The sequence below is a fragment of the Phormidium tenue FACHB-1052 genome (assembly GCF_014696675.1).
Lineage (GTDB): Bacteria > Cyanobacteriota > Cyanobacteriia > Phormidesmidales > Phormidesmidaceae > Nodosilinea > Nodosilinea tenuis_A.
The window spans coordinates 184,976-204,342 of sequence record NZ_JACJQN010000004.1; the positions used below are offsets into that span (position 1 = coordinate 184,976).

19 protein-coding genes are annotated in these 19,367 nt (G+C 59.1%); 10 read left to right on the forward strand and 9 right to left on the reverse strand.

The features are described from left to right. Positions 1-43: 43 nt before the first annotated feature. Positions 44-1,072 (reverse strand): pyruvate dehydrogenase (acetyl-transferring) E1 component subunit alpha, encoded by a 1,029-nt coding sequence (gene pdhA, locus H6G07_RS08260; protein ID WP_073607834.1) that lies wholly within the window; start codon positions 1,070-1,072, stop codon positions 44-46. A 668-nt stretch (positions 1,073-1,740) separates the two neighbouring features. On the opposite strand from pdhA, the gene H6G07_RS26865 reads away from it, so the two are divergent. The 7 genes from H6G07_RS26865 to dut all read left to right on the forward strand — a co-directional run bounded on the left by H6G07_RS26865 (position 1,741) and on the right by dut (position 9,937). Next, positions 1,741-4,227: an IMS domain-containing protein gene (locus H6G07_RS26865; RefSeq protein WP_073607832.1), complete on the forward strand. Its 2,487-nt coding sequence runs from the start codon at positions 1,741-1,743 to the stop codon at positions 4,225-4,227. Positions 4,228-4,389: 162 nt separating this feature from the next. Further along, positions 4,390-4,995 carry a DUF3038 domain-containing protein gene (locus H6G07_RS08270; RefSeq protein ID WP_073607831.1) on the forward strand — a complete coding sequence of 202 codons (606 nt, stop codon included), beginning with the start codon at positions 4,390-4,392 and terminating at the stop codon, positions 4,993-4,995. After that, the gene (locus tag H6G07_RS08275; protein ID WP_073607830.1) at positions 4,992-6,398 is read left to right on the forward strand and encodes a DUF4335 domain-containing protein; all 1,407 of its coding nucleotides are present in this window, start codon (positions 4,992-4,994) and stop codon (positions 6,396-6,398) included. Before H6G07_RS08270 ends, H6G07_RS08275 begins: the two co-directional genes overlap by 4 nt. Before the next feature lie 64 nt (positions 6,399-6,462). Further along, positions 6,463-7,512, forward strand: a complete 1,050-nt coding sequence (locus tag H6G07_RS08280; RefSeq protein ID WP_073607829.1) for an OmpA family protein — start codon at positions 6,463-6,465, stop codon at positions 7,510-7,512. A 3-nt stretch (positions 7,513-7,515) separates the two neighbouring features. Beyond that, positions 7,516-8,520: a methionyl-tRNA formyltransferase gene (gene fmt / locus H6G07_RS08285; RefSeq protein WP_073607828.1), complete on the forward strand. Its 1,005-nt coding sequence runs from the start codon at positions 7,516-7,518 to the stop codon at positions 8,518-8,520. Positions 8,521-8,589: 69 nt separating this feature from the next. Then, entirely contained in the window at positions 8,590-9,423 is an 834-nt protein-coding gene (locus H6G07_RS08290) for a queuosine precursor transporter (RefSeq protein WP_073607827.1), read from the forward strand. 82 nt (positions 9,424-9,505) lie between these two features. Further along, positions 9,506-9,937 carry a dUTP diphosphatase gene (dut, locus tag H6G07_RS08295; protein ID WP_073607826.1) on the forward strand — a complete coding sequence of 144 codons (432 nt, stop codon included), beginning with the start codon at positions 9,506-9,508 and terminating at the stop codon, positions 9,935-9,937. 49 nt (positions 9,938-9,986) lie between these two features. Here the strand turns inward: dut and H6G07_RS08300 are convergent, their stop codons facing one another. The 5 genes from H6G07_RS08300 to H6G07_RS08315 all read right to left on the reverse strand — a co-directional run bounded on the left by H6G07_RS08300 (position 9,987) and on the right by H6G07_RS08315 (position 13,232). Next, the gene (locus H6G07_RS08300; protein WP_073607825.1) at positions 9,987-10,289 is read right to left on the reverse strand and encodes a hypothetical protein; all 303 of its coding nucleotides are present in this window, start codon (positions 10,287-10,289) and stop codon (positions 9,987-9,989) included. A 9-nt stretch (positions 10,290-10,298) separates the two neighbouring features. After that, positions 10,299-10,427: a hypothetical protein gene (locus tag H6G07_RS26655; protein ID WP_277882057.1), complete on the reverse strand. Its 129-nt coding sequence runs from the start codon at positions 10,425-10,427 to the stop codon at positions 10,299-10,301. A gap of 65 nt (positions 10,428-10,492) precedes the next feature. Beyond that, positions 10,493-10,978, reverse strand: a complete 486-nt coding sequence (locus tag H6G07_RS08305; protein WP_073607824.1) for a nitrate reductase associated protein — start codon at positions 10,976-10,978, stop codon at positions 10,493-10,495. A 21-nt stretch (positions 10,979-10,999) separates the two neighbouring features. Next, the gene (locus H6G07_RS08310; RefSeq protein WP_073607823.1) at positions 11,000-12,259 is read right to left on the reverse strand and encodes an MlaD family protein; all 1,260 of its coding nucleotides are present in this window, start codon (positions 12,257-12,259) and stop codon (positions 11,000-11,002) included. A gap of 103 nt (positions 12,260-12,362) precedes the next feature. After that, positions 12,363-13,232 carry an ABC transporter ATP-binding protein gene (locus H6G07_RS08315; protein ID WP_084173001.1) on the reverse strand — a complete coding sequence of 290 codons (870 nt, stop codon included), beginning with the start codon at positions 13,230-13,232 and terminating at the stop codon, positions 12,363-12,365. 342 nt (positions 13,233-13,574) lie between these two features. On the opposite strand from H6G07_RS08315, the gene H6G07_RS08320 reads away from it, so the two are divergent. Further along, entirely contained in the window at positions 13,575-14,936 is a 1,362-nt protein-coding gene (locus H6G07_RS08320) for a gluconeogenesis factor YvcK family protein (protein WP_199311980.1), read from the forward strand. Between the two features lie 68 nt (positions 14,937-15,004). Here H6G07_RS08320 and H6G07_RS08325 read toward each other — a convergent pair whose 3' ends face one another. Both H6G07_RS08325 and H6G07_RS27050 read right to left on the reverse strand, forming a co-directional pair. After that, on the reverse strand, positions 15,005-15,268 hold the full coding sequence (locus tag H6G07_RS08325) for a DUF8620 family protein (protein WP_073607821.1): 264 nt from the start codon (positions 15,266-15,268) through the stop codon (positions 15,005-15,007). Between the two features lie 204 nt (positions 15,269-15,472). Beyond that, positions 15,473-15,655: a hypothetical protein gene (locus H6G07_RS27050; protein ID WP_073607987.1), complete on the reverse strand. Its 183-nt coding sequence runs from the start codon at positions 15,653-15,655 to the stop codon at positions 15,473-15,475. A 573-nt stretch (positions 15,656-16,228) separates the two neighbouring features. Between H6G07_RS27050 and H6G07_RS08330 the strand changes: the two genes are divergently transcribed. Continuing rightward, complete coding sequence (locus H6G07_RS08330; RefSeq protein ID WP_073607820.1) at positions 16,229-16,852, forward strand: NUDIX hydrolase; 624 nt, start codon at positions 16,229-16,231, stop codon at positions 16,850-16,852. 29 nt (positions 16,853-16,881) lie between these two features. Here the strand turns inward: H6G07_RS08330 and H6G07_RS08335 are convergent, their stop codons facing one another. Then, a complete protein-coding gene (locus tag H6G07_RS08335; RefSeq protein ID WP_139296972.1) occupies positions 16,882-18,945 on the reverse strand; it encodes a hypothetical protein in 2,064 nt (687 codons plus the stop codon). 217 nt (positions 18,946-19,162) lie between these two features. On the opposite strand from H6G07_RS08335, the gene H6G07_RS08340 reads away from it, so the two are divergent. Then, entirely contained in the window at positions 19,163-19,360 is a 198-nt protein-coding gene (locus H6G07_RS08340; RefSeq protein ID WP_139296971.1) for a hypothetical protein, read from the forward strand. The last annotated feature ends 7 nt before the right edge of the window (positions 19,361-19,367 follow it).

Genomic DNA, 19,367 nt, shown 5'->3' on the forward strand with positions numbered 1-19,367 from the left:
TTAGGGCGATGGGGATTCGCTGGGAGGAAGCGGTGCCCTAAAGCTACTCGTCGGCAAAAATATATTTATAGAGGTCATCGGGGCTGGGCTCAGGGCTCTCTTCGGCGAAGGTGAGGGCGTCGTCAATGGTGGTTTGGATGCGATCGCGCACTTCTTTCAGCGTCCCCTCGTCAGCCAGATTTTGCTCTAGCAGGTAGCCCTCAAACCGCTTGATCGGGTCGCGGGCCAGCCATGCTTCCTTTTCGGCCTTCGATCGCAGCTCGTCGGGGTCAGCCAGGGAGTGGCCCCTAAAGCGATAGGTGAGGGCTTCGATCAGCGTGGGGCCTTCCCCAGCGCGGGCGCGGGCGACCGCCTGCTGGGCCACCTCGCGCACGGCCATCACGTCCATGCCATCGACTTCGACACCGGGCATGCCAAAGACCGAGGCTTTCTTATAGATCTCGGGCTGGGAGGTAGCCCGCTCGTGGGCCATGCCGATCGCCCACTTGTTGTTCTCCACCACAAACAAAATCGGCAGCTTCCAGAGGGCCGCCATGTTTAAGCACTCAAAGAACTGGCCGTTGTTGCTGGTGCCGTCGCCAAAGAAGCAGGCGGTCACTTGGTCGGCGCTAGAGTCGCCCAGGGCATCGCGGCGGTAACGCGACTGAAACGCCGCCCCCAGAGCCACGGGAATGCCTTCCCCAATGAAGGCAAAGCCCCCCAGCATATTGTGCTCGCTCGAAAACAGGTGCATCGAGCCGCCCCGCCCCTTGCTACAGCCCGTCTCCTTACCAAACAGCTCGGCCATGACATTCTTGGCGGGCACCCCGGCACTGAGGGCGTGGACGTGGTCGCGGTAGGTGCTGCACACATAGTCGTCAGACCGCAGCGACTTGATCACCCCGCTCGAGACCGCTTCCTGACCGTTGTAGAGGTGCACGAAGCCAAACATCTTGCCCCGGTAATACATCTCGGCGCACTTGTCCTCAAAAAAGCGCCCCAGGATCATGTCCTCATAGAGCCTCAGCCCCTCTTCGGGGGCGATCTGGGCTGCTGGAGCGTGGAATTGGGGTAACGTCCGTTCTTGAACCATGGGTTTTGCTGGGTCCTACGCCGCGATGTCCAACATTTGACTATACCGAAAAGTATCCCCCCTTGGGCAGAGAACCGGCTGGGATATGCCCTTCATCATACCGACCGGGCTGCGGGCAACAGTGTTCACCTTGGCCATCGAGCCAAGATTATTCTGACTGTTGTGCCCCCTGATTGCTCTCTGCTGCTCAATGTGAAGCCGTCTGGAGCCAGGCATAGGATCTTCATTCAACTTTTAATAGGCTCGACGACGAGGTGAATGGTCTTTAAACCTAATTGAACTGAGCGCTAACACTGGGACTCGCTGAAGCATCTAGCTGACTTAGACTGAACGATGGCCAGCCGGATGGTGTTGGCTGGGTTAGTCAAGGGTCGCGATCGCTCTGGCAGGGGCGGCGAACATGTGTTATAAACTTCACTTTTGTCCTGATTTTGGGGCAAACGCGATAGGGTGTAGCTATTTCCCAGAGTTCCGTTGGGCAATAAAGTGACGCGGTCTAGGGGAAGCGATGGTCAAAACCAGGGTTATGGGCCGTGGCTATGGGGCGAAGGCCTGGGAGCGTAGGGTGCGGAGCGCAGCGTAAGCTATAAAGTTCAGCGGTTTAGACAGTCCGCAATAAATCTTTTTGGATACTATTTCGAGTGAATTCGCCGTTGGGGACGTGAGCTGTGCAAATTCCGTTAGACTACTACCGAATTTTAGGATTACCCATCCAGGCGACCGCCGACCAGCTAAAACAGGCCCACCGCGATCGCGGCTTGCAGCTGCCCCGGCGCGAATTCTCCACCGCCGCCATTGAGGCCCGCAAGCAGCTCATTGACGAAGCCTATACGGTGCTGTCTGACCGCGATCGCCGCCGCAATTACGACAGCAGGTTTCTCGCCAGCGCCTACACCGTCGACATGGCCCCCGAACCCCTGCCCGAGGGGCGCATTCCCGGCCTAGAGGTGAGTGCTGATGCGGGAGAAGCAGCGCTCAGGTCGCTGGCCACCGAGCCCGGCGGCAGCGAGGCCCAGAGTTCCAAAATTGAGATCGAGAGCGATCAGCTAGTCGGGGCGCTGCTGCTGCTGCTAGAGCTGGGCGAGTACGAGCAGGTGCTCCAGCTGGGCCAGCCTCAGCTAGTTAACCCCTACGCCAGCGGCGGTCTAGCCACCCCCGAACCTGCACAGGACGACGTGGTGCTCACCCTGGCCCTGGCCTGCCTAGAGCTGGGTCGAGAGCAGTGGCAGCAGCGCCAATACGAAATTGCCGCCGAGTCGCTGCAAACCGGCCACGAGCTGCTGGCCCGAGGCAACCACTTTCCCAACATTCGAGCTGAGATTCAAACCGAGCTGTATAAGCTGCGGCCCTACCGGGTACTGGAGCTGCTGGCTCGCCCCCTCGACCAAACCCGCGAGCGCCGCCAGGGACTCAAGCTGCTCAAGACCATGCTCGAAGACCGAGGCGGCATTGAGGGCAGCGAGGACGACCTCTCCGGCCTAGCGATCGACGACTTTTTGCGCTTTATTCAGCAGCTGCGCGACTATCTCACCGCCAGTGAGCAGCAGGAGCTGTTTGAGCACGAGGCCCGTCGGCCCTCGCCTGTGGCTACCTACCTGACTGTGTATGCCCTGCTGGCCCGAGGCTTTGCCCGCCACCAGCCCGCCCTAGTGCGCCGCGCCAAACAGCTGCTGCTGCGACTGGGGGCTCAGCAAGACGTCCACCTAGAGCAGGCGGTGTGCGCCCTACTACTCGGCCAAACTGAGGAAGCCAACCGCGCCCTGGAGATGAGCCAGGAGTATGAGCCCCTGGCCTATATTCGCGAGCATTCGCGCCAGTCGCCCGACCTACTGCCGGGCCTGTGCCTCTACGCCGAGCGCTGGCTCAAGGACGAGCTGTTTCCGCACTTTCGCGACTTCAAAGATCAAGAGGCCACCCTCAAGGATTACTTTGCCGATGTCCAAGTGCAGGCCTATCTAGAGACTATGCCTACTGGCTCGGGCGCGGAGCTGCGATCGGAATCGCGCCAGCCACCTGCTCCCCAGGGGGTGTTTGAGCAAACTTCCTTAACCAACGCCTCGGGAACCGGCCAATTTCCAACGGCTCAGTTTCCCACGATTGAGGGGTCGTTGCCCATTGGGGCACCGACCATGCCGAATCCCGCTAATCCATCGGTTCAAGGTGCCCGCCGCCGTCCGCCTGAGCCGGTTCACGGCAGCAGTCGCCGTCCACCTGAGCCAGCCCATACCAGCAACGGTAACGGTGCTTATCCTACACCGACTGCCCGCAACGGCAATGGTCGCCCGAGCCAGCCCGAGCCCCGGCTCAGATTGGCAGAGGATCATAGTCCTGACCCCGAGCCTCGCAGCGACTACGACGAGGATGATCTCACGGTGGCCGAACGGGTCGCCCAGCTGTCGCCCGAGGGCAAAATGACCGCACCGGGGGGTGAGGCTCCGACTAAGCCCTTGCCCGAACGGCGACCCAAGCCAGGACCAAGACCCAGGCCAGAACCAACCGCCTTGGCGACAGGGCAGGCTCTACCGCCCGCCGTCGCCCCGGGGCGGCGCAATCGTGGGACGGCCCCTCACTGGGGTCGGGTAGCTCTGGTTGGCGCGGCAGGCGTGCTGGGCATCGGCATCTTGGCCTTTGGCACCATGCAGGCCTTGGGCTGGGTTACGAGCGCCTTCAGCGGCCCTAGAATTTCGGGCAGACCCCTGGCTATTCGCGTTGACCAACCCGCCTTCGAAATTCCAGAAGCGCCCCCCGCCCCCACCGAGATTGGCGTCAACGATATGGCCGGTCGGGTGATTAACGAATGGCTAGACATCAAGCGGGGAGCGTTAGGTGACAGCTACCAGGGCGATCGCCTCGACGATATTCTGCTCGAGCCGGTGCTCACCCAGTGGACTCGCCGGGCCGATGCCGCCGCCGCCGAAAGCTGGTACTGGGAATACGAGCACAACGTGGAGATTGAATCGGTTACACCCGATGATCCGACCGCTGACAATTTGCAGGCGATCGCCGTCGTTTCTGAACAGGCAAAGCTGTTTGAGTTTGGCGTCGAAAACGCTGACGCCGCCTACAACGACACCCTGAGAATGCAGTATGACCTGGTGCGCCAGGATGGCAAGTGGTACATCAAGGGCATGAATAAGCTAGCCGATGTGAATTAGTAGTAATAACTGGGCTCTCTGTCAGAGGCCGGTTGTTGCTCTGACCGCTGCATGAGTTACCATAAACGCCCCTTGCAAAGGCTGTAGTTCGGCAATTTCTCCGGACGGGCAGAGCCTGACTGTGTTTTGATAGAATGCTGTTCGTATTAACCCTAGAGCTGAATGCCAGTAGATAGCCCGCCCGCTCCCCAGCCGCCCCTAGTGCTCGACAGCCTTGCTAACCCAGGGTTGCCCAGCGACGAATGCCCGCGTCGGGCACGCATTCAGATTGACCTGCTGCTGCTGGCCATCGAGGCCCTTGACCTCGGAGGTGGCGAAGCCATGCTGGGCACCGTCCGCGACCTCGGCCTAGAGGGCTTGGTTAAAGGTCGGGTGCATCTGTGGTTGCTGCGAGGCACCAACCCCATGCGCCGCTACAGCCAGCGGCGACCTTTAGATATTGAAGAAGCCAAGGCCCTGGTAATTATTATTTGCACCCTGGCGCGGCGGTTGACGGTGGTGGTGCGCCAGCTGCTGGTAGGCTATCAACAATTGGCTGACAAACAGCTCTCCCCCGAGCACCACTTTCGCTTGGCCGACTACCTGAGCCGGTTTCGCAGCCATTTTCGCGCCCGCATGAACCCGCGCCGCGCCGGGGTGATTGCCTACAGCAGCGACGAAAAACTCGACGAGCTGGCCCTTGAGCTTTTGCAAGAACTGCTGCTGTGTGCTGGGGTACTTGGCCCCCAGCGCCTTTGGAATAGCCTGTTTGACGGAGAAGTATCATGACCGTTCGACGGCAATATACCCTGCCCCACTGCAATCTGGTTTTAGAGGGGCTCAGCGCTGACGCCAACGACCCCCTGTCGCCGCTGGCGGTGCTGATGAATGCCGAGTGCTACCTGCCCGGCGCCACCGATGCCACCCTGGCCGGGGGACGCGAATTTTTAGACAGTTTAGTGGCCGCTGTGAGCCGCTACGGTCAGCAGTTGCTCAGCGGCGTGCCCTACCCCAGGACGACGGGGTCAGCGCCACCAATGGTGGAGATCAAACCAGGGGATCTCCCCTACCACCACCATCTAATCGTGCAGCAGCAGCCCCTAGGCGGGCCCGTCAGCGATGTCAACGCACTGCCGCCGCTGGATATCCAGCTCACCACAGTGCAGTTCTATGACCTGATGGAAGCGGTCGATCAGCTCCTGGCCGACACTCAAACACTGCCCGACATGAAGGCCCAGTTTCAAGCAGTGTCGCGACGACTGGTGCGGCCCACCGAACCGATGACGAAGCGGGCGGCCCCCGCAGCCTTGGGAGCGGCGGCCTTGGCTGCTGCCGGACTGGCCCTATTCTTTGTGCCCCCGCCCGAGTTTGAGCCCAGTCGCCCAGAGTCTGAGGCCTCAGCTCCAGCGGCAGCGAGCGCAGTGTCTGGGGCACCCCCTAGAGCCGATGGTGAAGAATCTAGCGAAGCGGTGGCTACGGATGGCGATAACTTAGACCGCCTGGAGGGTGCCCCAGCAATTACCGACGCGGCCACCATTGCTCTGTTGCAGTCTGATGTGACCCAGCGGTTGCAGGAGGCCTGGGCCGATGCGCCACGACCCAGTGGCGACCTAGCCTATCGGATGGCGGTTTCTGAAGACGGCGATATTTTGGGGTATCAATACGAGAACGATTTGGCGCTAGAAGAGGTCGATAACACCCCACTGCCCCAGCTCACCTTTGTGCCGGTAGCCGGTGCAGAGCCAGTGCGGGAGCGTGTGGCCCAGTTTGTGGCAACCTTTACCCCTGATGGGGAAGTGCGGTTGGAGCCGACAGAGGCCCAGTCTGGGGCTGATGCGTCTGAGGCCGAAACCCCTGGAGTCGAAGCCGCTGAGCTACCGGATCTAGAGGATAAAGTGACCGACGGCGATCGCATCCGTGAACTCAACAGCGACCTCTACGACAGCATTTTGGATGAGCTAGAGCCCCTATCGGCCAACGAGGATCTGCGGTTTCGGGTGCGCCTGACCGAGGCGGGCGAGGTGGTGGGCTATGAGCCCGTCAACGCTGCCGCTGGCCTGTTAGCGAACGAAACCCCCCTGCCTAACTTGGTTACCGAGGCTGACAGCACCGCCAATCAGGTCGACTTTCAGGTGGTGTTTACCGAAAGCGGTGTGCTAGAGGTCAATCCCTGGGATGGCTGGCCCCAATAGCTCGTCTCCTAGCACTGCCGATGCCCTTATGATGCTGGCCTAATGTTTCTAGCCCGATCGCGTCATGGCTGATTCCCCCGATCTGCCACCGTTGCCCTCAGACCCTGCTCCGGCGGCTCCCCGCTCGGTTCCGCCTCCTGCGCCCAATCGACCTTGGGCGGGGCTGCACGCGCTGTGGACCCTGGTGGTGCGCCTGATTATTTTGGGTGCCGGGGTCAGCGTAGGCTGGCTAATTGGCATGCTAGTGGCCCAGGCGGTGCCCTCCCGTAATCCCGAACCGCCGCTGACAGAGGCGGCCCTGCGCCAGGGCAGTCAGACCGTACGCAAGCTGCGGCAGTTGCCCGGGTGGTGGCAGGGCGATGGCCCAGTTGACGGGGTTGTCGATGAGGTGGCTCCAGCGATGGACTCTTCCCCGTCAGCAGCCTCTGGTGTCACGGCTGCACCAGAGGCTGAGCCGCCCGTACCGGAGGAGGAGCGCGATCGCATTCAAACCGACCTCACCGCCCTGCGCCAAGACCTAGCCAGCCTTGATGCCCGCCTAAGCGAGCTAGAAACCAGCCTGGGCACCCCCGCCACCGGCACCCTTGAAGATCGTCTACAGCGCCTCGATCAGCGGCTCGGTGCCGACGGTGGAGCTGGTGATGCACCAGCAGCGGCGGCGGCAGAAGCTCCATCGGCAGAGCCATCGCCTGAGGCCGAGACAGGTGAGGCCGAGACAGTAGCTCGGGTGCCCTACCAGGAGCCGAGCTTTCCGCTGGTGCGCGATCGCGTTGTTTTGCCCAGCGCCCTGCTCTTTGAGCCAGGCAGCAGCATTCTCACCCCCTCGGGTCAGCAACTGCTCGACAGCATTGCCGCCGACTTAAGCCGCTACGGTGCCGCAACCCTGCTGGTGGGCAGCCATACCGACGGGGCATCATCCCCTGACCTGGCCAGTCAGCTCACCCTGCAACAGGCCGTGGCGGTGCAGCAATACCTGAGCCCTCAGCTAGAGGGCGGCGGCATTCGCTGGGTGCCGGTGGGCTATGGTCAAACTCGCCCCACCGCTGTAGGCACCACCCCCGCTGACCAGCAGCGCAACCAGCGGGTCGAAATTGGCATCGTGCCTGGTAACTAACCCATGCGACTTGTATTTTTTGGAACCCCTGACTTTGCTGTGCCCAGCCTCCATCGGCTGCTGGCCGAGCCAGGGTTTGAGGTGGCCGCCGTCGTCACCCAGCCCGATCGCCGCCGGGGCCGGGGCAGCCAGGTAGATGCGTCCCCCGTCAAACAGGTCGCCGCCCAGGCCAACTGTCCAGTGCTGCAACCAACCCGCATCAAAAAAGATGAGGCCACCCTCGCCGCCCTAGAAGCGATCCGGGCCGATGCCTTTGTGGTGGTGGCCTACGGTCAGCTGCTCTCCCAGCGCATTCTAGATATGCCTCGACTGGGCTGTATCAACGGCCATGGCTCGCTCCTGCCTGCCTACCGAGGAGCCGCTCCGATTCAGTGGTGCATCGTCAACGGCGACACCGTCACCGGCATGACCACCATGCTGATGAACCTAGGCATGGACACGGGCGACATGCTGCTCAAGTCAACCCTGCCCATTGGCCTGCTCGACACCGCTGGGGAGGTAGCAACGACTCTGGCTCAGCAGTGCGCCGGGCTGCTGGTAGAAACCCTGCATGGCCTGGCCGATGGCATTCTTAGCCCCCTGCCCCAGGATGAGGCCCTGGCCACCTACGCGCCGCTGATTCAAAAAGACGATTTTGAGCTGAATTGGGGCAAGGGGGCGATCGCAATCCACAACCAGGTACGGGGCTTCTACCCCAACTGCGTCACCACCTTTCGAGGACAGCCGCTCAAGATTATGGCCACGGCTCCCCTGGGAGAGCCTTACTGGACAGAACTGCCCTCAGAACTGGTGGCCATGCGAGAGGTGGTGGAGGCCATTATGGCTGAGACTGCCCCTCCAACTCCCCCGGGAACCCTGGTGGGATTGCTCAAGGGCCAAGGCCCTGTCGTTCAAACCGGCGACGGGCTGCTGCTGCTACGCCAGGTCAAACCCAGCGGCAAGCAGGCTCAGGCAGGGGGCGATTTCGTCAACGGCAGCCGCCTACAAACTGGCGAATTCCTCGGCTAGACCAAGTGCCTCACACCCGATTAGTCAGCTCGATCAATTTGGCCATCCTTTCCGCAGAGATAACGACCGATGGAAACAGAGCCTTCAGCATCGGCGGTCTATGGCCCCGTACCGGAATATCTGCAAGCCCGCCGCGAAGTCGTATTTTTGGTGCTCGGGGGGCTGTTTCTTGGCACCCTGGGGATGCTCAATATTCTGGGGATCAGCCGGTTTATCAACATATTTACCTGGGGCGATTTTGCCGTCACCGTGGCGGTCGGGGTGCTGCCCTACCCCCTGACCTTTCTCTGCACCGACCTGATTTCTGAACTCTACGGCAAGGAGCGGGCCAACCAGGTGGTCTGGGTGGGGCTGCTGCTCAACCTGTGGGTGCTATTTATCGTGTGGCTGGGGGGCGTGCTGCCGGGGTTTGAGGCCACCGATCCAGCTACGGGTGAGCTATTGCGCGATACCGCCGGGCGACTGCCGGTCTTCTTTGAAATTCGCAACCTCACCTTTGGGGCGGTGACGGCCTCAATGCTGGCCTACCTGATGGCCCAGTTTGTCGATGTCTATCTGTTTCACTTCTGGAAAGAACTGACCAACGGCAAGCACCTCTGGCTGCGCAACAACGGCTCTACCCTGGTCAGCCAACTGGTCGATACCATCGCTGTCGTGCTGATTACTCACTTTCTCGCCGGGGCGCTGCCTATCGATGCAGGCCAAGAGCTGTGGCCGCAGCTCATTCGCTTTATGGGCTACGGCTACCTGTTTAAACTAGTCGCTGCCTTGCTCGACACTGGGCCGTTTTACCTAGGCGTATTTTGGCTGTCGAACTATTTGGGCTTAGAATCTCCCGTTGCCGAAGTTAAAGCCCCTTTGCCTAAGCCGCCTAGGACAAAATTAACCGATGGTTCCCGATGATTTCCCACCAAAATTGTATTTCTACAAGAATTTTTCCTATACCCGTTGCTGGTAGCTCCAGGAATTGTAGCTTGGTTCAAAAATGAAGCTCAAAATCCGAAAAATCCATGATTTAGCTATTCTTCCGTCCTATGCCCATCCAGGAGATGCTGGGCTGGATCTCTACTCCATTGATGACATAGATATTGCTGCAGGTGATGTGGCGCTCATCCACACTGGAATTGCGATCGCCCTACCCCCCGGTACTGAAGCCCAAATCCGGCCTCGAAGCGGTTTGGCGCTGAAGCACTCAGTGACAGTGCTCAATACCCCAGGCACCATTGATGAAGGGTATCGAGGCGAAATTGGCGTAATTTTGATCAACCACAGCAAGCGTGCATTTCAAGTCGTCAAGGGTATGAAAATCGCTCAAATGGTGATTAAGCCAGTCCTACAAGTTGAGGTTGAAGAAACTGACGAGCTATCTCAAACCGTAAGAGGCCCGCAAGGATTTGGCTCAACAGGCATGTCATGACCCGATTGCTTTAAAAGATAACAGCCGATCGCTAAACCGATCAATAGAGCTAAACCGGCTGTACAACCGGTAGGTCTGACACCTCGTTAATCTGCTCTAAACTGCGGCTCTTAAACTCGATTTGAGTCAAAAAGCGAAAGGTTTCTTGATACATGGGCTTCCAGTATTCGTTGCTCATGTTTTGACTCACTTCTAGCGGGTCAACCATGGGATGGGGTACCAAGGCTTCGCTGGGGAAAGTGTACAGGTAGTGGTTATCGTAGCGCTTGAATATTGAGGCCTGACTGAGAGACTGCGCGAATTTTTGGTTGGTTTGGAGGTCAGCGGCATCTTCGTTTTCGGTCAAAATCATCAGCGTTGGCTAGGAAAAAGCGCCGTCGCGCCGGTCAGGCCGGGCGGCAATGGTTTGTACGTAGGCGTCAATGCGCTGCCGCGTCATTTGGATCTGCTCGTGAGTCGGAACCGTGGGGCTGGTTTGCAGGATGACCATGAGCCTAGGAAATCAGGGCTATACCGTAACTACCGGCGGCAGACAAAGGCTGCCTTACCCGGTTGCTACAGAGACACTAGCCCAAATTCCACCAGGGCGGGATAAAAATTGCGGTTTTCATGACTTGGGCGGCTGAGCTTGATTAGGGCAAAGCGTTGCAGGGGACGCAGCGATCGCCACTGCTCCAGCCCAATTTGAGCCCCCTCTGCCTGGGCCTGGGCCTGTACATCGTCAGGGATGACCTCTCCGTTGTGCCAGGGAGGATGGGGGTCAATAGCCAGGGTTGAGGCCGGAGCGCCCTGCACGCGATGCACCAGCGCCTGCACGTAGGCGGTATAGGCCACGGTGGAGGCGCGATCGCCACACTGGAGCTGGGTGAGTTGCTCGCGATCGGCCTCGCTAAACCGATGCCAGTGTTCTAGCTTGAGCTTGACACCACAGGTGTCGAGCTTGAGGCGCACCTGCATGGGAATGCAGCGCAGCGACTCCACAAAGTCAGCCTCAAACTGAAAGAAATCGTTAGTCTCTAGGGAGATATTGGCCTGGGTCATAGCGGGTTGGGGGCAAGGCTCCTAGCGGGGCTGAATAGAATGCACGTCGAGCCGGTAGGTCTGCCCCTGGTGGGTGATGGTCACCGGGGTAGGGCCAGCCCCAGTCGGCGGGGGCGGAGCCGGTATGGGGGTAAAGGTGACCCGCTCCACCTGGGCACCAGCGGCGGGGGTAAGTGACCCGGCCACCTGACTGGCCTGCTCTAGCTGATTAGTCAGCGACACCAGACCGCTGAGCCCGTTGATCAAATCGCGCAGGTTGCGGCGTAGAACCGGGTCGCCGGTCAGCTCATCCACATCGGCCATCACCTTGTGGGCGCTTTGAAAAACGCTGCGGGCCGAGTCGAGGGTTTGCTGGAGCATGACCAGATTTTCGGCACTGTTGAAGGTGCCCGTAATCGAGCGAATATCGGCAGCCGCGACGGCGGCATCGGCGGAAAGGCGCTCAAGGTTGGCAATAAATTCGCCCTGCCGCAAGGCCGGACTGAGGGTAGTGGTAATAGCCTGGATTTCGGCGGCGCTGCGATCGAGGTTGGTCAGGGTATTCACCAGGGTGCCCCGGTTGGTGACCACCAGACGGTTGACCTCAGCGCCCGTAATTTCGAACTGGGCAGCGGCACTACTGACATTGTTGGTAGCCCGGTTGGCCGAGGCGGCCAGCGGCCCTAACTCGGTCTGGAGCTGCCGCGACAGCACAATCAGCTCCGTTGACAGCAGATTGGCGCTCTCGGTCAGGGTGGTGGCGTTGTCAAGGGTGGTTTTGAGGTCGGCAATTAGCTCAGGATCGGCAAAGGCATTAGCGAGTCCTTCAGCCGAGCGAATCAATGAGTCGTAGCTGGCTCCTACCTGACCGCTGAGGCGATCGCCGTCACAGATAACCGTCTGTCCGAGACAACTCTCCCCCGTCGGGTCAACCGCTAGCTCTTGCTCACTCAGCAGCCGCTGAGGGGTGATGTCAATAGTGGCGTCGCCAATCAGCCCCGATTGGTTGACCATAACCACGGCGTCGCGGGGAATACGCAGCTCGCTGCTGCCAATTTCCACCGCTACATCTACAGCATTGGCGGTGGGCACAATGCTCAACACCTGCCCCACGGGCACTCCTCGGTAGCGCACGCTGGTGCCCTCCTGCATGCCCAAGGTGTTGTCAAACACAATGGTGGCTCGGTAGGTCTGTCTACCCGGGTTTAGCCCCCGCAGCCACAGCACCAACCCGCCAAACAACCCCACCGCTATGAGAATTAACAGCCCCACCGATCCTTCTCGAATTGCCCTTGCCCGCATGGTGCCTCTTAACTCAACCGCTCAACGGCTTACTCACAATTCCATTCTCTATCGAATTAGCACTACCTGAGCCAGGTCAACCATAGCGCTGGCCAACTTGGGCCTACTGCACCATCTGAATTGGCCCCTCGACTCGACCGCTAAAGAACTGTCGCACAAAGGGATTATCGGTTTCATCGACGGCGGCAACCGGCCCCTGCCACTGAATCTTGCCCCGGTGCAAAAAAATCACCCGATCGGCGGTGCGACGAATGGTGCTGTCCTGGTGGGTGACAATCAGGTACGAGCTGCACCCGTTGTTGCGCTGAATGGCGCGAATCAGGTCTTCGATCACCGTGGAGGCGATCGGGTCGAGGCCCGCCGTCGGCTCATCGTAGAGCAGCAGTGCCGGTCGATCCTGAGGATTTTCAGGGTTTGAGACAATCGCTCGGGCAAAGCTGACCCGCTTGCGCATGCCCCCCGATAGCTCTGCTGGGTAGCGGCTGCCCGTACCCGGCAGCCCCACCATGTCGAGCACGTCATCGACGATCTGGCGAATCTGGTGGTTGGGCAGTCGCGAGTGCTGATAGAGCAAAAACCCTACATTCTCTTCCACTGAAAGGGAGTCAAACAGCGCCGCTTGCTGAAACACCATGCCAATGCCCACCGGATCAGGCGAGTCTTCAATCAGCCCATCCCGCTGGTTCCCCTGCACATAGATCTCGCCTTCGTCAGGGGCCAACAACCCGGCAATGATTCTTAAAATAGTTGATTTTCCGGTGCCTGAGGGGCCAATGATTGCTACCGCCTCGCCTCGTTTTAGCGTGAGATCGACGTTGTCGAGCACCTGATTGTCGTCAAATCGCTTCGAGATGCCCTTGAGCTCTAGCAGAATCTCGTCGCTGCCGCTCCCCCCACCGGGCTGAGCGGCCCGAGGAGACCCAGGGACACTGAATTGCCCTGAAATAGTGCTGGAATCGTGGAGATCGGCCATAGACCTTACCGATGGGAGTACCCGTGTCTGCTCAGCGGTCTGGTTGCCTAGGGTTGTTGGGCCTAGCGGTTGGGTTTACCAACCATTAATCACCCCTGGGCATATCCATGCCTTGACTCTATCAAATAGCCGCTAAAATCGAAGGCGCTGGTGCTCATCCTATCAAAGGCTGTTTGAAACACCTGGGCAAATTTCATCCACCGACTGGGAAGTTGCCTGGGATAGGTATTTGGGCTGGGTACGGCAGCCCGATCGCCCACAGCCCCACTGTCCGCTGCAAACCGCCGCTCAGGTTGGTCAGATCGCTATCGACCTCCTTTCATGTTCTTAAAACCTTTTTATATGGCCCTAACTAGGCTGTTTCGTCGGGTCAGACGAGAGACGCTAACCCTGGCTCCGCCACGGCGGGTGAATCGGCTCCTGTGGTGGCTAGCACCGGGGCTGTTGGTTAAGCGCTGGCTGTTGCTCAGCATGGCTGGGGTGCTGCTGGTCGGGGTCGGCGGCATGATCTGGCTCAAGCTGACGCCGGTATTTTATACGGGGCGGCTGCTCGGAGCGGCGCTGCGGGCCTTTACGACCCACGTACCCAACTACGTCAGCGGCCCCCTGGGCATCTTGCTGGGGCTAGGGCTGATTTTTTGGGGCCAGAGCCGCACCGTGGGGGCGATCACCGATGTGCTGATTCCGGGAAATGAGGAGGATCTGCTCGACGCCCTGCTGACTCAGCGGCGGCTGTCGCGGGGGCCAAAGATTGTGGTGGTGGGCGGTGGCACCGGGCTGTCTAACCTGCTGCGGGGCATGAAGCGCTACAGCTCAAACATTACGGCCATTGTGACGGTGGCCGACGACGGCGGCTCGTCGGGGCGGCTGCGGCGCGAGATGGGGGTGCTGCCACCGGGGGATATTCGCAACTGCCTGGCGGCGCTGGCGGACGAGGAAAAGCTGCTGACGGAGCTGTTTCAGTATCGGTTTGAGTCGGGCAGCGGCCTGGTAGGTCACAGCTTTGGCAATCTGTTTTTGACCGCCATGAATGAGATTACGGGGGATCTGGAGCAGGCGATCGCGGCCAGTTCTAAGGTGCTGGCGGTGCGGGGCCAGGTGCTGCCCTCAACCTCAGTGGATGTGCAGCTCTGGGCCGAGCTAGAGGACGGTCGCCGAATTGTCGGTGAGTCAAAAATTACCGAGGCGCGGGGCCGCATTGTACACATTGGTTGCCTGCCGCCCAACCCACCAGCCCTGGCCAAGGCGGTCAAAGCAATTGAAGAGGCCGACTACATTGTGATTGGCCCTGGCAGCCTCTACACCAGCATTATTCCTAACCTGCTGGTGCCCGATCTGGTGAAGGCGATCGCGGCGCGGCAGGTGCCTCGCATCTATATTTGCAATATTATGACCGAGCCGGGCGAAACCGATGGTTTTTCGGTATCTGACCACATTCGGGCGATCGACTCGGCCTGCGGCTGCTACCTATTTGATGCGGTGCTGGTGCAAAAGGTGATGCCCTCCGATACGGTAATCAGCCACTACGCCAGGGCAGGGGTCGGGCCAGTGCTGCTCGATCGCGCCGCCATTCTCGACTCGGGCCGCCGCATCATCGCCGCCAACGTCATGGAAGAGAGCGCCGATCTGACGGTGCGCCACCACAGCGAGCGGCTAGCACGGGTACTGCTGCGGTGGTATACGCGCACGCAGCGGCTTTGGTAAGCAGGGTATCAGGTTCAGGGTTCAGGGCCGCACTATACCTTGAACCTAACACCTTGAACCCGTAATTTTTAGGAAGGGTCGGCGTTAAAGCGACGACCAACCCAACCGACGATGCCGCTGGCGATCGCCCCGGCCATCAACACGCTTAGGGCAGGCATAATCAGCGGGTTCCAAAGGGAGTACCAGAGGTCTAACCCAAGGTCAACATTCATGCTGCGCCCCAGTACGGCCACCAAAAACCAGCCCAAGCTAAGCAGCACCAGGCCTAAATCGGCCACCAGTACCCAGCTAATCAGGCTAGAGATGCGTTGTGTTATGGGCGTTTGTTTCATAGGGTTAAGGATAAATCAGCCTGGGATGAAGGAGACATTGGGAGAGATTGAGGGAGCGAGCCTCAATCTCGGTCAGCACCGATTTTACGTGGAAAAATAGGCTGCTCTAGATCCTTAGAGCAGCCTACCAAAAAGACTAAAGCTTATTAACTGATTGACACAAAATTTGCCTTGGCTGAGGCAGGTAGCTGGCCTGGAGTTATCTTAAGCGTCAAGATTCTGAATCAGCAGATTGTCGGGGTCGACGTAGTGACAAACGGCATCATCCACGCAGATAAGGGCCCAACCAGAGGCTTCGATACTGACCAATTCGTAGTCTGCATCTTGTACAAAGAATCCCTTGTGATTCCGGGTTTCGGGCTTAATTCCAACAGGGCTATTAGACATGATTAAGGCTCTCCAGATAACAGCGACCAGCAACGGTAAGAAAAGCTTATGGCTTACTTGAGGAAATCCTATCACCGCCTTCATGAGAATTTTATTAAGTAATCTAAGGCTTTATTGCAGAGAAGCCGTGTAACTGGATGTTACGAGGCGATCGCACCTCCGGCGTAGCTTGTCAATCCCTTGATTTATCGTTTACAAGTCGAGGAAACACACATTTTTTGCCATCAAAGGAAGATTAACTAAAGTTTTATGAATTCTCTATCAGTTCCGCAAAATCACTGAAGAAGCAGTAGAAATACTCACCGATCGCAGCAGTTTCCCTAGGGTTTTTCCGGTTCTTCCCTGATCCCCGCTAGGTTAGACCCATCCTAGGCGGCGGTGCAACCCGTCTAAAGATAGTTGTTAACTTAAATGTAATCCCTGCGGCCCGACTCTCATAAATGTTTGCCACCACCGCTCACTTTCCTCTATCAGATGCCCACAAACCTACCAGAATTACGGCAATTCAAGCTCAATGACCAAGGCCGAACCCTAGAATTTAGCTTACTCAAATCGATGGATTGATCGCGTCCTATGACTTCCCCATGGCTAGGCTGGATTCAGCAACTTCAGGGCATTGCCCAAACCGGGTTGCACTACAAAAACCATCCCTTTGATACAGAACGCTACGAGCAGATCCAGGCGATCGCCGCTGCCATGCTCGCCGCCCAGGTCGAATCCGATCCGCCCACTATGCTCAATCTCATGCAGCAAGACCAGGGCCACGCCACCCCTAAAGTCGATGTCAGAGGCGTCGTGTTTCGCGACCAAAAAATTCTGCTGGTGCAGGAGCAGTCGGATGGGCTGTGGGCGCTGCCCGGCGGCTGGGCCGACGTCGGCGACTCCCCCAGCCACGCCGCTGAGCGCGAAATTTTTGAAGAATCTGGCTTCACGGCCAAAGCCACCCGCCTGCTAGCCTGCTACGATCGCGCCCACCCTCGCCACGGACACCCGCCAGCCCTGCACCACAGCTACAGGCTGGTGTTTCACTGCGAAATTACCGGCGGCCAGCTCACCCCCAGCTACGAAACCCCAGCCGTTGACTTCTTTGGTGCCAACGACATTCCGCCCCTTTCCCTAGGACGCACCGGGCCAGAGCAAATTCAGCGCTTCTTTGACTATCTCAAAAACCCCGACCAGCCCACCGATTTCGACTAACCCTCATCTCCCCCACCTTCCCATCTCCCTCACGCTTTCTCCCCGCCCTTCTGCAGCGCCCCCTGAAACACCCGTCGCCCGACAGGCTCTCCCCCCGAGGGCACCAGCCGCAGCGGGCTCTGTCCATTCGCACTAGCCATTAGAGGTTCGTAGGCAATGGCGATAGGAAAATCGCGCTGGTCAAAGGCTTCTAGTAGGGTCTGTCGGGGCAGTTCAGCGGGGTCAATAAAAGCCGGATCGTAGTCAAAAAAGGCCTGGCGCTGGCGATCGATCTGCACGCCGCTGGCCCGCATGTTTTCGTCGTAGGCCAGGGTGTAGTTAACAAAGTCAGGCTGGCGTTCCCCCAGCTGAATACGGTCTTTGATCACAATGCGATTTTTAACCGTGAGGGTGTACTGGCTAGGGGCCAGCGTGTCGTCGGCAAAGTAAAGACGCTTGAGGTCAGTTTTGGCGGCTAGGGCAACACGCTGGCCCGCTGGCAACTTGAGGCCGCTGAGGTCAAAGCCAGAGCTTTTGGACACCTGGCGATCGGTAATCGAAAACCCGGTTTCTGGGGTAGACGAGTTGAACTGGTAAGCGCTGGTGTCATCGGTGAGACTGATCGACAGGTGGGGCAGGTCGGTGGCTCGATTGGCCACCAGGGTAATCTCCGGCCCGGTGGCGTTGGCCACCAAAAACAGGGTGAGGGTTTGGCTAGGGTCAAGCCTGAGTTCTTCAACGTTGGCCGTATACCCCGGCCCCGTGAGCTGGAGCGTAGCGGTCTGGGTGGGTGCCGTGGCCATCCCAGTTAGGGTGACTTGGAGAGGTTGCCCTAGCTGGTCGGCGGGCAGTCGATAGCTAGCGGGCACCCCGCGGTTCAATCCGCCTTTGAAGGGCACTAGCTCCACGGCATCCTGATTGCCGACAGACAGTAGGGTTAGGTCAGCGTCCGCTGTCTCCTCGTAGGGGGTAACAGTGAGCACCCCTTCTCCAATGAGAGTGATGTCTACGGTGGCGGTGGCTTTTGTCTCAGCCTCGGCTTCAGTTTCGGCTCCAGGGGCACAGAAGGGGCAGGTGAAGGGGCCAGTGGCAGCCAGCGGTTGATCGGCTGGAGGTTGCCGCCACGATCGCTGCGTCAGATCGAGGGTTTTGCTCTGCCCATCGCCTTGAAATACCTGACCGCTGGCAATGGGCTGGTAAGTCCAAGTGTCAGCCTGGGTGTCAAACTCCACGTGGAGGTCGGCGGGGCTGCTGGGGCGACCAGCGGGGTAGTTGCTGTCATAGACGTAAACCCAGTATTTGCCGCTGCCCCGATCTTCGACGCGGTAGGGGGTGAGGCTGTGGCCTTCGGTCAGGGCACCCTCCAACCGGCGATAGATCCCCATGGTGAACGGGTCGAGGGAGCCACTGAGAAAGACACCGAGCAGCGATCGCAAAATTTGAGTCGGGGTAAAGGTGTCGCGCACGGCCTGGGTCTGCTGGGCCACCTCCGTCACCCCCTGCATCAGAAACAGGTTGGCGATGAAGGTTTGCAGGTCAAACAGGGTGCGTACCAGGCCAAACACCGTGCGCCCCAGCAGGGCGTTAACCAGACGCTGCCACCAGGGCAGGCGCGGCTGGCTGGGCTGCCACAGGTCGAGCACCGCAGCGGCCATGCCCTCCGAAAGGCCCTGGTTCATGCGGCCTAGCTGGGTTTGTAGCCAGCTTTGGGCGGCGGCGGTGAGCACACAGGTAGCCGATTCGCCCCCGATACAGACCTGAGTGCCAAACAGCTGTTGCAGTTGCTCGGTCAGCACTTCTTCCCAAGCCTGAGGGTTGCGGGTGGTATCGATGGCCTGGGTTAACTCCTGGTTGGAAAACTGAAACCCGTTCACTGCTGGATCAAAATTGGGCAGGGCCACGCTACCGCCAGGCAGCGGTTCGAGCTGAGCCAACCTATCCAAATGATCAGAAGTTAGGGCAGCCGCTGGAGTCTGCCTAGTTGCCCAGGGCGAAACCGCAGCCAGCGCCCCGTAGGGCAGCAGTTGTACGGTGATATACGTTGTGAGCAGCATGACTGCCAACCACTGCCACCGCCGCCATCGACTCAGTTTGATGCTGCGAAGAATTGCCACTGCCCTATCTACAACGCACTGCCTGGTGATTGTAACTAAAGGGGCCATCGCCTTGAGTCAGTGGCTAGGGCAGATCAGCAATTGATCAAAGCTTGTGCGTTTGGGGATTTTTTAAGTTTTGTAACAGCATTAGAGCGGCTGGCTAAAATGCTAGCTCCCTGCGATCGCCAACTTAGTTAGAATGACGACCACATCAGGGTGACTATAGGAATTAACTATGTTTTTTCAGCTACCGCCGACTCTGCCTCCCGCCGCTACAGCTCCCATGATCGAGCTCATGGCTGAGTGCGAAAAGGGCAGTCGTGACTGTTTCCCTGAAGATCGAGTTGGGGTTACGGTTGAGACCGATAAAACGACTGTTCTTGACCTCACAGGGGCCATTGCCGCCATGCTTCACCGTGAAGCGCACGCTTAAAGCAGTG

Bases quoted from the DNA above. Each gene is read 5' to 3' on its own strand.
- pdhA (WP_073607834.1), bottom strand. From the start codon at position 1,072: ATGGTTCAAGAACGGACGTTACCCCAATTCCACGCTCCAGCAGCCCAG.
- H6G07_RS08270 (WP_073607831.1), top strand. From the start codon at position 4,390: ATGCCAGTAGATAGCCCGCCCGCTCCCCAGCCGCCCCTAGTGCTCGAC.
- H6G07_RS08275 (WP_073607830.1), top strand. From the start codon at position 4,992: ATGACCGTTCGACGGCAATATACCCTGCCCCACTGCAATCTGGTTTTA.
- H6G07_RS08280 (WP_073607829.1), top strand. From the start codon at position 6,463: ATGGCTGATTCCCCCGATCTGCCACCGTTGCCCTCAGACCCTGCTCCG.
- fmt (WP_073607828.1), top strand. From the start codon at position 7,516: ATGCGACTTGTATTTTTTGGAACCCCTGACTTTGCTGTGCCCAGCCTC.
- H6G07_RS08290 (WP_073607827.1), top strand. From the start codon at position 8,590: ATGGAAACAGAGCCTTCAGCATCGGCGGTCTATGGCCCCGTACCGGAA.
- dut (WP_073607826.1), top strand. From the start codon at position 9,506: ATGAAGCTCAAAATCCGAAAAATCCATGATTTAGCTATTCTTCCGTCC.
- H6G07_RS08300 (WP_073607825.1), bottom strand. From the start codon at position 10,289: ATGATTTTGACCGAAAACGAAGATGCCGCTGACCTCCAAACCAACCAA.
- H6G07_RS26655 (WP_277882057.1), bottom strand. From the start codon at position 10,427: ATGGTCATCCTGCAAACCAGCCCCACGGTTCCGACTCACGAGCAGATC.
- H6G07_RS08305 (WP_073607824.1), bottom strand. From the start codon at position 10,978: ATGACCCAGGCCAATATCTCCCTAGAGACTAACGATTTCTTTCAGTTT.
- H6G07_RS08310 (WP_073607823.1), bottom strand. From the start codon at position 12,259: ATGCGGGCAAGGGCAATTCGAGAAGGATCGGTGGGGCTGTTAATTCTC.
- H6G07_RS08315 (WP_084173001.1), bottom strand. From the start codon at position 13,232: ATGGCCGATCTCCACGATTCCAGCACTATTTCAGGGCAATTCAGTGTC.
- H6G07_RS08320 (WP_199311980.1), top strand. From the start codon at position 13,575: ATGGCCCTAACTAGGCTGTTTCGTCGGGTCAGACGAGAGACGCTAACC.
- H6G07_RS08325 (WP_073607821.1), bottom strand. From the start codon at position 15,268: ATGAAACAAACGCCCATAACACAACGCATCTCTAGCCTGATTAGCTGG.
- H6G07_RS27050 (WP_073607987.1), bottom strand. From the start codon at position 15,655: ATGTCTAATAGCCCTGTTGGAATTAAGCCCGAAACCCGGAATCACAAG.
- H6G07_RS08330 (WP_073607820.1), top strand. From the start codon at position 16,229: ATGACTTCCCCATGGCTAGGCTGGATTCAGCAACTTCAGGGCATTGCC.
- H6G07_RS08340 (WP_139296971.1), top strand. From the start codon at position 19,163: ATGTTTTTTCAGCTACCGCCGACTCTGCCTCCCGCCGCTACAGCTCCC.